Annotated in this window: 12 protein-coding genes and 1 tRNA gene; 9 read left to right on the top strand and 4 right to left on the bottom strand. The window is 45.4% G+C overall.

Annotated features, from left to right (window positions below; all coding sequences use genetic code 11):
- Window positions 1-168 precede the first annotated feature (168 nt).
- Both QUB10_RS32275 and QUB10_RS32270 read right to left on the bottom strand, forming a co-directional pair.
- Window positions 169-852, bottom strand: a complete 684-nt coding sequence (locus QUB10_RS32275) for a manganese catalase family protein (RefSeq protein ID WP_333207199.1) — start codon at window positions 850-852, stop codon at window positions 169-171.
- Between the two features lie 195 nt (window positions 853-1,047).
- Entirely contained in the window at window positions 1,048-2,586 is a 1,539-nt protein-coding gene (locus QUB10_RS32270; RefSeq protein ID WP_333207198.1) for a serine/threonine-protein kinase, read from the bottom strand.
- Between the two features lie 652 nt (window positions 2,587-3,238).
- Between QUB10_RS32270 and QUB10_RS32265 the strand changes: the two genes are divergently transcribed.
- From QUB10_RS32265 to QUB10_RS32240, 6 genes are all read left to right on the top strand, one after another.
- Window positions 3,239-3,311, top strand: a tRNA-His gene (locus QUB10_RS32265).
- A gap of 368 nt (window positions 3,312-3,679) precedes the next feature.
- Window positions 3,680-7,984, top strand: a complete 4,305-nt coding sequence (locus tag QUB10_RS32260) for an AAA domain-containing protein (RefSeq protein WP_333207197.1) — start codon at window positions 3,680-3,682, stop codon at window positions 7,982-7,984.
- Window positions 7,962-8,843: a hypothetical protein gene (locus QUB10_RS32255; RefSeq protein WP_333207196.1), complete on the top strand. Its 882-nt coding sequence runs from the start codon at window positions 7,962-7,964 to the stop codon at window positions 8,841-8,843. Before QUB10_RS32260 ends, QUB10_RS32255 begins: the two co-directional genes overlap by 23 nt.
- 136 nt (window positions 8,844-8,979) lie before the next feature.
- Entirely contained in the window at window positions 8,980-9,396 is a 417-nt protein-coding gene (locus QUB10_RS32250; protein ID WP_333207195.1) for a XisH family protein, read from the top strand.
- Complete coding sequence (locus QUB10_RS32245; RefSeq protein WP_333207194.1) at window positions 9,384-9,719, top strand: XisI protein; 336 nt, start codon at window positions 9,384-9,386, stop codon at window positions 9,717-9,719. The genes QUB10_RS32250 and QUB10_RS32245 overlap by 13 nt, the downstream gene beginning before the upstream one ends.
- A gap of 235 nt (window positions 9,720-9,954) precedes the next feature.
- Window positions 9,955-10,098, top strand: a complete 144-nt coding sequence (locus tag QUB10_RS32240; protein ID WP_333207193.1) for a hypothetical protein — start codon at window positions 9,955-9,957, stop codon at window positions 10,096-10,098.
- Between the two features lie 251 nt (window positions 10,099-10,349).
- On the opposite strand, the gene QUB10_RS32235 is transcribed toward QUB10_RS32240, so the two are convergent.
- On the bottom strand, window positions 10,350-11,081 hold the full coding sequence (locus QUB10_RS32235) for a DUF3747 domain-containing protein (protein ID WP_333207192.1): 732 nt from the start codon (window positions 11,079-11,081) through the stop codon (window positions 10,350-10,352).
- Between QUB10_RS32235 and QUB10_RS32230 the strand changes: the two genes are divergently transcribed.
- The gene (locus QUB10_RS32230) at window positions 11,073-11,267 is read left to right on the top strand and encodes a hypothetical protein (RefSeq protein ID WP_333207191.1); all 195 of its coding nucleotides are present in this window, start codon (window positions 11,073-11,075) and stop codon (window positions 11,265-11,267) included. The genes QUB10_RS32235 and QUB10_RS32230 overlap by 9 nt on opposite strands.
- Before the next feature lie 247 nt (window positions 11,268-11,514).
- On the opposite strand, the gene QUB10_RS32225 is transcribed toward QUB10_RS32230, so the two are convergent.
- Window positions 11,515-12,507 carry a ribose-phosphate pyrophosphokinase gene (locus tag QUB10_RS32225; protein WP_006635514.1) on the bottom strand — a complete coding sequence of 331 codons (993 nt, stop codon included), beginning with the start codon at window positions 12,505-12,507 and terminating at the stop codon, window positions 11,515-11,517.
- A gap of 349 nt (window positions 12,508-12,856) precedes the next feature.
- Between QUB10_RS32225 and QUB10_RS32220 the strand changes: the two genes are divergently transcribed.
- Both QUB10_RS32220 and QUB10_RS32215 read left to right on the top strand, forming a co-directional pair.
- On the top strand, window positions 12,857-13,033 hold the full coding sequence (locus QUB10_RS32220) for a hypothetical protein (RefSeq protein ID WP_333207190.1): 177 nt from the start codon (window positions 12,857-12,859) through the stop codon (window positions 13,031-13,033).
- A gap of 81 nt (window positions 13,034-13,114) precedes the next feature.
- Window positions 13,115-13,573 carry a GatB/YqeY domain-containing protein gene (locus tag QUB10_RS32215; RefSeq protein ID WP_333207189.1) on the top strand — a complete coding sequence of 153 codons (459 nt, stop codon included), beginning with the start codon at window positions 13,115-13,117 and terminating at the stop codon, window positions 13,571-13,573.
- Window positions 13,574-13,650 lie beyond the last annotated feature (77 nt).

Genomic DNA, 13,650 nt, shown 5'->3' with positions numbered 1-13,650 from the left:
CCGCCCGTCCTTTTTAGACGGGCGGGACGCCCATCCCACTTTCAAGAGTGGAAGTTATTTAATTCTCATTCCTAAGCCCCACACCCTACGAAAGAAGGTGCAGGGCTTAAAAATTACTGAATACTGGGCTTAAATCTTCTAAGCCACAGACCCTACACTACTCTCAAATTAAGCTTTGGGAGCGGGATCGGCAATGTATTTGAAAGTAGGTTCCGAGTTCCAAGGGCCACGTTCATCCTTGCCATTTGTGGACAAGTTAAAGTAGAGATCCACAGTGGAATCTGGCGGAATATTGCCGAACATCGGATCGGTAAGTTTGCCCAGCGCTTCCAGAGCTTTCATGAACATTTGAGTGTGAGAAATTTCGCGAGTCAACAGAAACTGCAACGTCTTTTTCGTTCCCATATCCGGTGCTAGTTTAATCAACTCTTCGTAGGTTTGGCGGGCTCCTGCTTCCGCACCGATATTAGCACGCAAATCGCGCACCACATCGCCGCCTTCGTTGACATAAGCTGCCGTCCAAGCTTGACCTTGGCTGTCCAACAAGTGTGGGCCTACGCCACGCACCGCAAACAAAGTGCTTTTGTAAGCTTCTGTTTGGTCAGAGTTTTTGGTGTGCATTTCTATGAGTTGGCCCACCATTTCTAAGTGGCTGAATTCTTCTATTGCAATATCTTGGAGCATATCCTTAATCCCTGCATCTTCACAGTGAAAGGACTGCACCCAGTATTGCAGAGCTGCTGTCAGTTCTCCGGTTGCTCCGCCAAACTGTTCTAGCAGCAATTGGGCAAAACGGGGGTTGGGTTGGTCTACAGTCACCGCAGCCATTAATTGCTTTTTGTGAAAAAACATGGATTGATACCTCTCTTTAATTCTGTTGTTACAGTCTCAGGATCGCAGACTTTATCTGTGTTCGCCTTCAGAATCCATTGTGCGATAAGCGCTCGCACCGAGCCTCGGTCGATGGATACATCTAGCTCGACAAATTTCTCTGCTTTCAGGTAGAGTTTAAATATGAAATTTTACTTAGTGAGTCGGTAGACCAAATTACAATTTACAAGCTGCATTATTGTCGCACTCGGTTAATTTTGCTGACAGGGCATCGAGATGCCGCAGCCACTGAATGCCGCCAACCCAACTGCGAGAGGGGAGGTGTCCGATTGGTGCTTGCTGACTAAATTTAATCTGCCCTAAAGTATTAGCAGAATTGTAGGTTTGCCAGTTGACCCGATCGCAAAATCTGATATAGTCTCCCTTAACGCTTTCATAAATCTGCTTTTGGACGCTGAAGCCAAACCGACCTTGACTGTAGTGCAACCAAAGGCGATCGACTGTTTGCAAATCTTCGCAGGGGATCTGGTAAATTTGGCTAATTTCTAGCTGAGTTCCCGGTTGCTGGGAAAGAGATTGACACATCAAGCCCCAAGTTTCGCGATCGGCTTCTTTCCACTTTTTGTTAGACAAAAAATCTCGCAGTTTGGTATAATCAACTCCCCGTGAAGAAATTAGGGTTGGCTCGATATTTGAAGTATTTGAAGTAACAGATAAGGAAAAAGTTTCTGCGGAATTGGCTAGGGCATTTGTGGGTAAAATCGGAGAATCAGGAGTTTGTAGGGCGTTGATATCGGCAGAGTTGTCGCTATTATTAAGAGCAGGAGCGATGATCTGCTTTTCCGGCGAAAGCAAATTTTGATGGCGAATATCTAAAGCTGCTTTGATATCGTCCAAAACTTCCGTAGCAAAACTGTACCGCTGAGTGAGACGAGTTTGCAGCAATTTATCTAAAATTTCACCTAACTCGTCGCTAATACTCGTGGCTTTGGGGAGAAACTCGCGCCACCACCAGCGCTCGTGGTTGCAGTCGTACATATCCAAGGGAGGAACTTGCGTCATTAGGCGAATGCAAGTAACACCTAAACTATAAAGGTCGCTAGCAGGAAATACTTTGCCGCGCATTTGTTCGGGAGCTACATAATCTTGACTGCCGATGAGCGTTGCTGAACGGAGTATCGCTGAATCAGTCAGCAGTTTGGCTATGCCGAAATCGATCAATACGAGTTTGTTGTCCGATTGGCGGCGGATAATATTTTCGGGTTTGATGTCCCGGTGAATGACGCGCTTCTCATGGATAAATTGCAGCACCGGCAATAAGTCTTGCAGCAGTTGCCAAATTTGATTTTCATCGTAGACACTCTTGTCTAATTCTTGTTTAAGAGTCGGCCCGTCTATAAACTCTTGAACTAAATAAATATGACCTTCTTGTTCAAATCCCGCTAATAATGTGGGGATTTGCGGGTGTTTTCCGAGTTCGTCTAAACGGACTGCTTCTTGGCGAAATAATTCAACGGCTTTGTTGAAAATTTCGGGGTCGCGGTCGTAAAAATAAAATTGCTTGACTGCACAGCGGGGTACAGATGGGATGTCTTGATCAATTGCTAGGAAAGTTTTACCAAATCCGCCTCTACCTAAAAGTTCAATCGGGCGATATCGCTGTCTCAGCAACAGGTTAAAGCCGCAGTTTAAGCAAAATTTGGCGGTGTGGGAGTTTTGAGGATTTTGACATTCTGGGTTGATACAGTAGCTCATATCGATTTTAGATTTTAGATTTTAGATTTTGGATTGCGGAGAAGAGTTTTTTTTAAACGAACCGCGAAGACGCGAAGCGACGCGAAGGAATAGGGAAAAGAGAAGAGAGAGAAAAGGGATGGTTGATAACTCATGCGGCGTGGGATAAGCTGTCCCGCTTCTGGCGTTGTATTTTTCGGGCGGGCGGGACACCCCACAAGCATTTCATCTGAGATATTGCACCATTCTCAATCAGGCTTTTAGGGGTGGGCTAGAAGATCCCACCCTAAAAGAAATTCATTCTTTGTGGAACAGGCCGGAAAGCCTGTTCTTAAAAATGGTGTCAGAGGTGAGTTTTATCAAACTGGACTGTAGATGCGCCTGGGCTGATAAGGCTATTTTAATGCCCTGGATCGAATCGGGACGCTGCCAGAGCTGCCGAACCCACGCCGCATGAGTGCTGGGGGCGAGATAATTGCCGTTGGCGAAGCCCTCGAAGAGGCTCGCACAGGCCGATCGCACAGGCCGAAAATTGTGCTAAACTCTTACTGTGCTGGGAATTTGACGCACAATCGATCTGTCCGGTTCAGGGACGCTCAGAAATATTTCAAAATATTTTTGCCTTACCCCTAGACTTGTGCTGAGATCTGATGCTATAGTTAGAAACGTTATGGCGAGTGTAGCCAAGTGGTTAAGGCAGTGGTTTGTGGTACCACCATTCGTGGGTTCAATTCCCATCATTCGCCCTTTTAATTCTGAACTGTTTAATTCGATCGCCTCCGGGTGGGCTTCGGCACACCTTAATCTTTGGGATTTAGCGGTTCTGTCGGCATCATTTGTGTCAACTTAACGTTAAAAGTAGTATGGGTCTGCTGTTTGACAGTTAGGGATCGATCCCCCCTAACCCCCCTTAATAAGGGGGGGACAAGAGCGTCATCGAAGTCAACCCCTACTCCCCTTATTAAGGGGGATTTAGGGGGATCTAGACTCAGCGAAAAGCGAGATTTCTCAGGGGTTTCAGGCTGGTTATTGACACCAATGTGTCGGCACAAGTTCCGATGTGCTAATCTTAAATCCAATCTAAAATCTAAAATCTAAAATCTAAAATCTAAATATGCCATCTTTAGTAACAGAAGATTGGGGATATAAATTTAGTGGCGATCGCACAATTAATAAGTTTATTCGCGATATAGAAGGAGAAGCGGCTTTAGGGAAATATTGCGATTGGGAATGCAGAGAGCGTGCGGAAATTCTGATGTCTGAGATTGCCGGCAAATCCCACAGTCTTTTCTACGTGCGCCGCCAAAAGGTAAATGAGAGATTTTCGGAAGAAGAAATCTGGGAATTGCTCCTTGCTACGGATGGAGATGATTTTGAATTACCCCAATTGTTGCAAAAAGCTGATCGCACTTTGCGGTTGTTAGCAACTGTACGCTGTGAAGACGGAATTGGCGGTTTAAAACTGCTGGATGCTGGTTTGGTGGCGGTTCCCAGAGGGAGGAAAGATGGGTATTCTTTGCCGGTTCAGTTGCGACTTTTGGCTAACAGTAGATCGCCAATTCCTGTAAAGTCGATCGCCCGCGTCCAACAAATGCCATTTTGGGACGACAGGCACATACCGACTACCGAACAACTAAAGGTTTGGCACACTTTTTTAAATGTAGAAAAACGCATCGCCGAAGCGCGTCAATTTTGTGTACCTTTCCGAGGACACAATTACGGTTCCGGCTTCAAAATCGTCACTTTTGAAATTGAGCGTAATTCCGCAACTCTTGACGGCTACGAGGAAAATCCCTTAGAATTGGGCGACTTTCGCGAAAGGCTGAAAAAAGCCAGAAATGAAGAAATTATCCTGTTTGATTCGCCGCCCGGAAGCAGAAGCAGCCGCGATGGAGAGACATTAGGTAGCATCGCTGAAATTGACTTTGAACATGGTAAATTACGCATTAAGTTAGATGTTGATTTAGGATATCGCATGGCGGGCGGCAGATATCAAATGCCCAAACAAGGATTCTTGTATTTTGAGGCTGCGGGCGATATTAGTCAGATTGAACGCAAGAAAAAAGCTTTAAAAATGCTGACAGATGGGCGCGCTCAAAATCCCTATTTAAGTGAGTTTTTATTCGACTCTTCTCAGGCGAGAATTCCCGAAAAACTGATTAAATTGGATCGGGAAAATTTATTAAATCGCAATGCTAATGACGATCAACTTGCCGCCGTAGAAACGGTGCTTTCGGCGCGGGATTTAATTTTGATTCAAGGGCCGCCGGGAACGGGCAAAACGACTGTGATTGCGGAGATTTGCTATCAAATTGCCCGTCAGGGTGGCAAAACGCTAATTGCTTCCCAAGCAAATTTGGCTGTAGACAATGCTTTGAGTCGGTTAGTTCACAATCCGGCGATTCGGGCTTTGCGAAAGGGAAAAGCTCATAAGGTGCAGGAAGAAGGGCAGCCGTTTTTGGAGGAAAATGCGATCGGCACTTGGCTGCAAAATACGGCGACTGACTGCGAACAAAAGCTCTCGCAGCGCCTGACTAATGTCAAATCTTTGCGGCAGTTGGTGGCAGAATCCGAGCGATTTACCGCCTACTGTGCCGCAGAGAGAGATTTTTTTAATGAACTAAAACACCTGCACGACAGTAAAGCAAGTATTGAGGAAAAGTGCAACCAGCAAGCAACCAATTATGAACTAATTTTAACCGAAAAAAGCGATATTGAATCGGTGGTTTCGGGGCTAGAAAATCTACTGGATGCGCCGCAAGTTAACTGGGAATCTCCAGAAGTTGCCGAGTTTATGCCCCGACTAAAACCCTATTCAGAAGGCAATGTTTTAGTAGAAAACTTTATGGCAAATGTGCGGATTGCCGCTAGCAATGCTATTCAAATAGGGTTCGATCGCCCTGCTTGCGGCGCGTTTGGGATTGCTGTTTGGCTGCAGGAAACTGTAGCAGCGCAAATATCGGAATTTAAGACGGCATTCGATCGCGCTGATGATGTTTGTCACGCTATGTCGGCGGTTGCGGAGTCGTTGCGGGTGTCGCGGCAGATGTCTGAGGCTGTGAATCAACTCGAATTGGGCGATCGGCAAAATCAGACACATCGCCAAAATCTCGAACAGAAAATCAAGAATTTGGAACTGCGAAAAGCGGAAATTGCAGCCGTTGTCGTCGCCGTTGCACAGTGGATTGAGACAGCAGATACGGGGCTCTATGAAGTCGTGAAAACTTGCTGGGAAACGGGCGCAATGCTGACGGATGATATGGTAGAATTGCCGACAGGATTGCTGAAAATTGCCCGATCGCTCAAATTGCCGATCGTACCGCCCAAATGCAAAATCAATTTGCCCGATTTGGATCGGTTGCAAAAGGCTATATCCCACGAAGAAAGCGCAGGTTTTAAGGACATACAAGGGCAACAGTTCCGGTTTAGCGAGTTTCTGCACCTAAATTTGAGTCAAACGCCGATCGTACTCTCTGCGGGCGATCGTACACAGTGGCAACAACTCGCCAAAGACTTCGCCAGCTATTCCCAAGTCAGCCAAAGTCAGCGCAAATTTATCATCGAAAAAGCTCGCACTTTCTTAGCTAGCATTCAACAATTTTACAGTCAATCGTTGCACCCAAATCATATCCAGGCTACCTTCGATCGCTTAGTCAAAGAATTGCTGCACAGTATCCTAGCAAATGCGCGTCAGTGCGTGGTTCCCCTGAAAACCGAAACCGAACAGCAGCTTATCAAACAGCAACAGTTATTAGATAAAATTGGTCAAACATTGAGCCAGCAGGAAATATCCGCCGCTAAACTTCAGGTAGAAACAGCGCAGCAAGAGGCCAACTTAAAAATTAGCGAAGTTACTAATTTGTTGCAAGCTATTGTCCAACAGCCAAATGTACCTGAAAAGTTGCGGATTTTAGCGGAACAATATCTCGCCCAAAAATCGAATATTTGGGAGCAACCGCAGCAGTTTGTCAAGCAAGTTGAGGCTTGGAAATCAACCACGATTCAGCTTGAAAAATCAATTGCTGACTTAGATCCTTTTGGGGTTTTGGAAACCATCAAAAACACCCTTGACGAGCATTTGTCCCCGCTACAAATTGCGGCTGCAACTTCGCAGCAGCAACTCGCTCAACTACAAGCAGAATTGAGCGAAATTAATGCTCAAATGCAACAGCAGCAACCAACAGCAGCATTACTGGTCGAGAGAAATTGGTGGGAGTCAGCATGGCAAACTATCCCGACTCAATATCAGCCAGAAGTTCCGAATACAGGATTATTCACCGTAGCTTTTTTGAACAAAATTAAGCGTTTATTCAAAACTTGGCAACGTAAATTAGAACAAGAAGAAACCGCACTAAATCGCTCTCAAAACTTTGTAACAGATTGGATTCAAAAACTCCGCAATCCATCAGAAAAAGACCGCAACGATTTAAAGCAAATTTATATTGACAATGCCAACGTGATCGGCATTACTTGCGTGCAGGCTGCTAGCTTCGATTTTACTAAAAACTTTCCCAGCTTTGATGCAGTCATCATTGACGAAGTTAGCAAATGCACTCCGCCAGAGTTATTAATCCCCGCTTTGAAAGGCAGAAAGTTAGTATTAGTGGGCGATCACAGGCAATTGCCGCCGATGTTTAATCAAAGTACGATCGACGATATTGCCGAAGACATCGGCTGTACCGGAGACGAACTTAGCTTCATCAAAGAATCGCTGTTTAAAGTATTGTTTGAAACTGCCAGCGACAGCATCAAAAAAATGCTGACAACTCAGTATCGAATGCACCCACAAATTATGGGCGCCATCAATCAGTTTTACCAGCAAAAGCTCAACTGTGGCATTCAGGAAGCAGACACCAAACGCGCCCACAACCTCGCAGGTAGAATCATTCAAGAAAATAATCACATTCTGTGGGTGAAAACGCCGATCGGACAAGGGTTTGAAGAGGAAAAACAGGGTACTTCGCGGTTGAATGTCAAGGAGATTGATGCGATCGAGCGTTTGTGCGAACAAATGGAGATAGCTTGGCAGCCCAAAGTTGCCGACGGCGAACCACCGAAAGAAATCGGAATCATCACTTTTTATGCTGCTCAATTAAATGCAATTAAAGACAGAATCGAAGGCGACAGATTCCCTGCTTTGAGCATCCGCACTGGTACGGTTGACATATTTCAAGGCATGGAAAGGCCTGTAATTATTGTCAGCACAGTGTGCAATAATGTTAGGGGCGATATTGGATTTGCGAAGGAACCGGAACGGGTGAATGTGGCATTTTCCCGCGCTCAAGAATTGCTGGTAGTTGTCGGCTGCCACGATTTATTTACCCAACAAACAGGTACAGTGGGAAAAATGTATCAGGAAGTTTCAAAAACGGTGCGTCACTGCGGAGGTTTTGTAGATGTCTCTAGCGTCCTCAACTAAACCCATAGACTCGAATTTAAGTTCGCTAGCCGAACAGATTGAGCAACAAAATCCGGGTTTGTCTGTGTTGGCGGCGCGTCAATTCCGCTTCGCAATCCGCCAAACTCCGCTGGAGGTGGCGGTTAGCGAACCGCGCGAGTTTAACGTGTTGGAAGAGTTCATTTTGCGGGCGGGTGTTGAGTTTGAACCTGCGCCAACTTTGAAGGAATTGGCGGATTTGCTGGGGTTGGACGAGATTTTTGTGAAGACTACGGCGGCGACTCTGGTTAGTTTGGAAAGCTTGGAGGTGGCTGAAAATGGGAAAATTGCGATTGCCCCCCAAGGTAGAAATTTTTTCGAGAAAGGTGCAGTTAGTCGATCGCAAATTCAATCAATTTATGCCATTTCCGATCCGCTGAATCAAACTCTTACCTTTAAATTCGATGCTTTAGCGACAGAATCGGTCAACTTGCCAGATTTAGCAGATTTAGTATCGCTCGAACATAAAATTACTGACCTGGCGGATTTAAGTATAGCAGAAATCCAGCCGTTAATTCAAGCTTCCGGCTTAGGAATTCACGTCCCCGAAAACGGCAAAATTGTGTCTGAGTGCGATGTCATCGGCGACGATTTAGATATTTGGCAAACAGTTTCGATTTTTGTGTTGCTAGATGCGATCGAAAATAAAACTACTATTCAAGTCCGACAGGGAAAACAAATATTAGAAACAGCTTCAAACTTGCTAAACGAACTCGAATCGCAACAAAAACTTTCTTTGAATGACTTATGTAAAGTAACAGAAGATGTCATCTTGCAAGAACAAGAAATTATCCCCGTCCAGAAAACTCCTAAAAAGCCATCTAAGAAGAAACCCAAGTAAACGATATGATGAGGACTAGACTCCTCCTTAACTTAAAAATTAAAACTATTTAGAAAATTAGGATGGTACCGATTGACAATATACCGCGATTTATGTATAATTAATAGTTATTTGCAATCGCGCTGAGATTTTGTCTGTGTCTGCCAAAGATACCTTCCACGAATCCGTAAAACGGGCCCTTCAAAAAGAACAGTGGGTGATTACTGCCGATCCACTAAAGTTTAAGTTTGGTAATGTTAACTTTCAGGTCGATTTGGGAGCAGAAAGGCTAGTCGCAGCGGAGCGAGGTGGGGAGAAAATTGCAGTCGAAATCAAAAGCTTCCTCAATTCCTCTGCGATTACAGACTTTTATGCTGCATTGGGGCAATTTCTCAGTTATCGGCTTGCCTTGGCATCGGTGGAACCCAATCGCAAATTGTACTTGGCAGTTCCATTTGAAGTGTATAGAACATTTTTTCAGTATGAGTTTACTCAAACTGCGGTACAACAGTATCAGGTGTTGCTAATCGTATACGATCCAACAAATGAGGTAATTGTGCAATGGACAAACTAGCTCAATATCGTCAATATGTTCAGACATTAATCACCCGTTATGCCGAAGATGATGTTTCCGATGATGAAGTCGAAGTGCAACTTATCTGCGACACAGAACGAGATCATTATCAGTGGATGAATGTCGGCTGGGAACACTTAACCCGGATTTATCGAAGCATCATTCACATTGACATCAAAGATGGAAAAATCTGGCTTCAACAAAATTTGACTGAGGAAAATCCTGCGGAGGAATTAGTTGCAATGGGAGTACCGAGAGAGGATATTGTTTTGGGATTGCAACCCCCATACAAACGACCGTATACTGATTACGGTGTAGCGTAAAATGTCAAGCTAAAAAAAACAGAATACTCAGATACCCGACTTCGCCAAAGTTGTCGGGTATCTACTTCGCCCTACTGAGCCTTGACGCATTTCAGCATCCGCAAAGTAGCCGCCGCCGCGTAATTGCGCTTTGCAGAATCATTCGGAGGAAACCGAGCCAATTTCCTTAATAGCGGCAGCAACAGAACAATAAGAATACATTTGAGTAATAATAGAAGCAGCCCAATAATTTTGAGTGTCTGAAAAAGTTTTAAACGGCTCTTTAGCAACTAAATTTGGCTGCATTCCCGCCGACAAACCGAATCCCGCCTCTCGACGGCGCACCCCCATCAATTCAGTGCGAGTGACGGGCTGCGTAGGTTTAAAAGTTCCATCTTGATAGCCGCTAACTATCTTGTTGTCCCGCGCAAATAGAACTTTTCCGGCACTCCAGCGGGAGATATCAACCTCGCTATAGAGACGGATAGAAAGATTGCTAGGAAAGGTGATATTAGCACCTTGTATTCATTTCAAATATTCCCAAACTAAAGATACAAATTGCTCTCTGGTAACAGCAAGTTGCTGCCGAAAGCTATTGAAGCGTAGACATCATCGGTAGCTATCTCCGAATTGTAGAAAAGCCAGTATTACCTACGGTATTGGTATTTCCTGCGGTATTGGCTGCGGTATTGGTATTTCCTGCGGTAATGGCTGCGGTGATGGCTGCGGTAATGGCTGCGGTATTGGTATTGGTATTGGTATTGGCTGCGGTATTGCTTCGGTATTGCCTCCGGTATTGCCTCCGGTATTGCCTCCGGTATTGCCAATTTCTCCCGGTGCGGGTTCATTGGTAGTGAAATAAAAGTGACCTAATGTGCGTCCTTGGTAAGCTCTTTTACTCAAGCGCCAAGCAGGATCGAGAGTAATTTTCATGAATTCGTTAACATCGCCATTTGTGCGACCGATAATCACAGATTTACCTTGGTAATCTACCGGGGTTCCCATTAGTAGAACATTACCATCAACAGTTTCCAAAGTCAGGGTGTATTTTAATGCTAAATCGGTGCCTGCCATGCGAATTGAAAAGCCGTTGCTGTCTGTTGCGCGGCCACAAATACCGGTGAAATCAAAAGTAACTAATAACGGATCGACTTTCACGGGATTAGAGCCGCTTTCGCTCCAGCACTTTCGCTTGTCAGATACTTGTTCTACAATTAGCAATTGGTAGCCACCGAAAGGGCGGGGTTGGGCGATGACAATTACTCGGTCTTGGTTAATTTCGGTTTCGTCAAAAGTAAATGCTTTAGCCGAACCGATCGCGCCAAGTGTTAAAATTGCTGAACCGGCCAGTGCGGCCACTGTTCGTACAAGTGAATGTTTCATGATTTTTCCCTATTGGCTCCTTATGGTGATGAGACTTATCTAGAATATAAAAAAGTCGCCCTCTTCCAACAACAAGATAGAATTTTACCATCTCTTGTTCCGGTGGTACCAAGTGCGATCGATCGGCGATCGTCAAATTGGTTCGTAGTGAAAACTCAAGTCCGAGCGAATTGTATGAGGACTTGAGTCCTTACTACAAACTTATAACCGTTATTTTACCGAGGAACTGGATAAGCAGTTGGGCATCTAAATTGTATTTTCCGAGCGGGCGAGACGCCCACTCCACAAGAATTTGATGGGACTTGACAGTAAAATTTAGATGCGCCTGGGCTGATTACTGGCGGGAAACGATCGCACTATTGAGCAAAAAAACGGTGCGTTACACTCTTGTTAACGCACCCTAAAACACACATTCAAAAAGCGCCTTTCCTGTCTAGCGGAACATACTACTTACAGAACTATCTTCGTGAATCCGCCAAATAGTTTCTCCGAGCAAATTGGCTACCGAAAGCACCGTCAACTGCTTAAAACGGTTCTCTTCCGGTACAGGAATTGTATTCGTAACAATTACCTCTTCCAAAACCCCGCTAGACAAACGCTCGATCGCCGGAGGCGAAAACACCGCATGAGTAGCACAAGCATAAACCTGCCTCGCACCCTCGCGGCGCAACAATCGGGCGCCCTCAGAAATGGTGCCTGCAGTATCGATCATGTCGTCCACCAAAACAGCAGTTTTGCCCCTGACATCACCGATGAGGTTCATCACTTCTGCCACGTTGTGAGCTTGGCGGCGCTTGTCAATAATTGCCAGGGGAGCATCACCAAGCTTTTTGGCAAAAGCTCTCGCCCTAGCGACTCCGCCAACATCCGGCGAAACCACAACAATATCCGTCAATTGCTTGCTCGCCAGATAATCCAAAAGCACCGGCGAACCGTAAACGTGATCGAAAGGAATGTCAAAATAACCTTGAATCTGAGCCGAGTGCAAATCCATCGCCAAAATGCGACCTGCCCCAGCTTCCGTAATCAAATTAGCCACTAATTTTGCAGTAATCGACTCTCTTCCGGCCGTTTTGCGGTCAGCCCTAGCATATCCGTAATAGGGAATGACAGCAGTAATTTGTCTAGCCGAAGCGCGGCGACAAGCATCGATCATAATTAACAATTCCATGAGGCGATCGTTTACCGGACAGCAAGTTGGCTGAATCAAGTAAACATCGCAACCCCGAATCGATTCTTGAATTTGAACGTAGAGTTCCCCATCAGCAAACCGCTTGCGAACCATCGGCCCCAAATCTATCCCCAGATAGCGAGCCACCTCTTGGGCGAGGGGAACATTAGCAGAACCGGAGAACAGCCGCAGACGGTCATGAGCGGAAACCGGCGGCTCGGGAAGCGGAAGCGGTAAAGTAGCAGAACGGATCACAGCAGGCCTCTTGCAGGACGTTTATTCCATCGCTATCTTACCATCTGAAACTAGAAATATTCAGCCAATTTTTTAATACATTTAACTTTCGGGGCGACCACAAGTGTTAGGTTAGGCGAATTGAATAGGACTTGCAGAAATATGTCCGAGAAACCGGGTTTCTAGCCCACATTCGACACCTTCAACGGTCACAATCGGTTTTTACTTATTTTTATCCAGCAATAAAACTATAAATTATACTAAAATACCGTAGATTAACGGATAAATTACTTTTTAAGGGCATAATTTATTACTGTAAAGATAGAGCATTCTGCGTAATTATGCTGTGTGACACCCCAGGGCGTGGAATGTGGGTTCTAGCGACCTCTGTACTGGCAGAAGTACGATCGCACTTGTGCCCCTGCGTCTAAAAGTTCTGGCGAGAGTCAATTTGGGGCTGAGGCTGCAAGTGCAGCCACCCCAAATTCAGTCGAAGGCCGAAGGCATCCGGGTTCAATGCGATAAAAAAGCCACCAACAGGCAATAAACTGGAAAAATACTGTAAAAAAAGTTAAGAATCGGAGCATACTCCAGATTTTTGATATCGGGCAAAGCAAGGTAGAAATCGATGAGCTTAAGAGAACGCATTGACGCAGAAATCAAAGCAGCCATGAAGTCCAAGGACAAAGTTCGCTTGGAAACAGTTCGCGGCATCAAGAAATTTATTCTCGAAAAAGAAGTCAGCCTCCGTCCCTCCGGGCAAGAAACGCTGACAGAAGCTCAAGAAATGGAAATTTTGATGCAAATAGCCAAACAGCGCCGGGATTCGATCGAACAATACCGCAAAGGTGGCCGCGAAGATTTAGTGGCACAAGAAGAAGCGGAGTTAGCCATTGTTGAAGAGTATTTGCCACCCCAGATGTCAGACGCAGAGGTGAGTCAAGTCGTTGACGAAGTGATTGCATCGGTTGGCGCTACTTCTGCAAAGGATATGGGCAAGGTGATGGGCAAGGCAATGCAGCAGCTTAAGGGCAAAGCAGACGGTAACAGAATTCAAGACATGGTGAAAGCAAAGCTTAACAGTTGACAGTAGTCAGTAGTCAGTAGTCAGTAGTCAGTAGTCAGTAGTCAGTAGTCATTAGTCAGTAGTCATTAGTCAGTAGT

It is taken from the genome of Microcoleus sp. B5-D4 (assembly GCF_036705145.1).
Taxonomy (GTDB): Bacteria; Cyanobacteriota; Cyanobacteriia; order Cyanobacteriales; family Microcoleaceae; genus Microcoleus.
The sequence above is the reverse complement of the archived record's forward strand: the minus strand, read 5'-3'. Positions and strand labels throughout refer to the sequence as shown.

Coding starts and splice junctions, on each gene's coding strand:
- QUB10_RS32275 (WP_333207199.1), bottom strand. CDS start 852: ATGTTTTTTCACAAAAAGCAATTAATGGCTGCGGTGACTGTAGACCAA.
- QUB10_RS32270 (WP_333207198.1), bottom strand. CDS start 2,586: ATGAGCTACTGTATCAACCCAGAATGTCAAAATCCTCAAAACTCCCAC.
- QUB10_RS32260 (WP_333207197.1), top strand. CDS start 3,680: ATGCCATCTTTAGTAACAGAAGATTGGGGATATAAATTTAGTGGCGAT.
- QUB10_RS32255 (WP_333207196.1), top strand. CDS start 7,962: ATGTCTCTAGCGTCCTCAACTAAACCCATAGACTCGAATTTAAGTTCG.
- QUB10_RS32245 (WP_333207194.1), top strand. CDS start 9,384: ATGGACAAACTAGCTCAATATCGTCAATATGTTCAGACATTAATCACC.
- QUB10_RS32230 (WP_333207191.1), top strand. CDS start 11,073: ATGTTTCATGATTTTTCCCTATTGGCTCCTTATGGTGATGAGACTTAT.
- QUB10_RS32235 (WP_333207192.1), bottom strand. CDS start 11,081: ATGAAACATTCACTTGTACGAACAGTGGCCGCACTGGCCGGTTCAGCA.
- QUB10_RS32215 (WP_333207189.1), top strand. CDS start 13,115: ATGAGCTTAAGAGAACGCATTGACGCAGAAATCAAAGCAGCCATGAAG.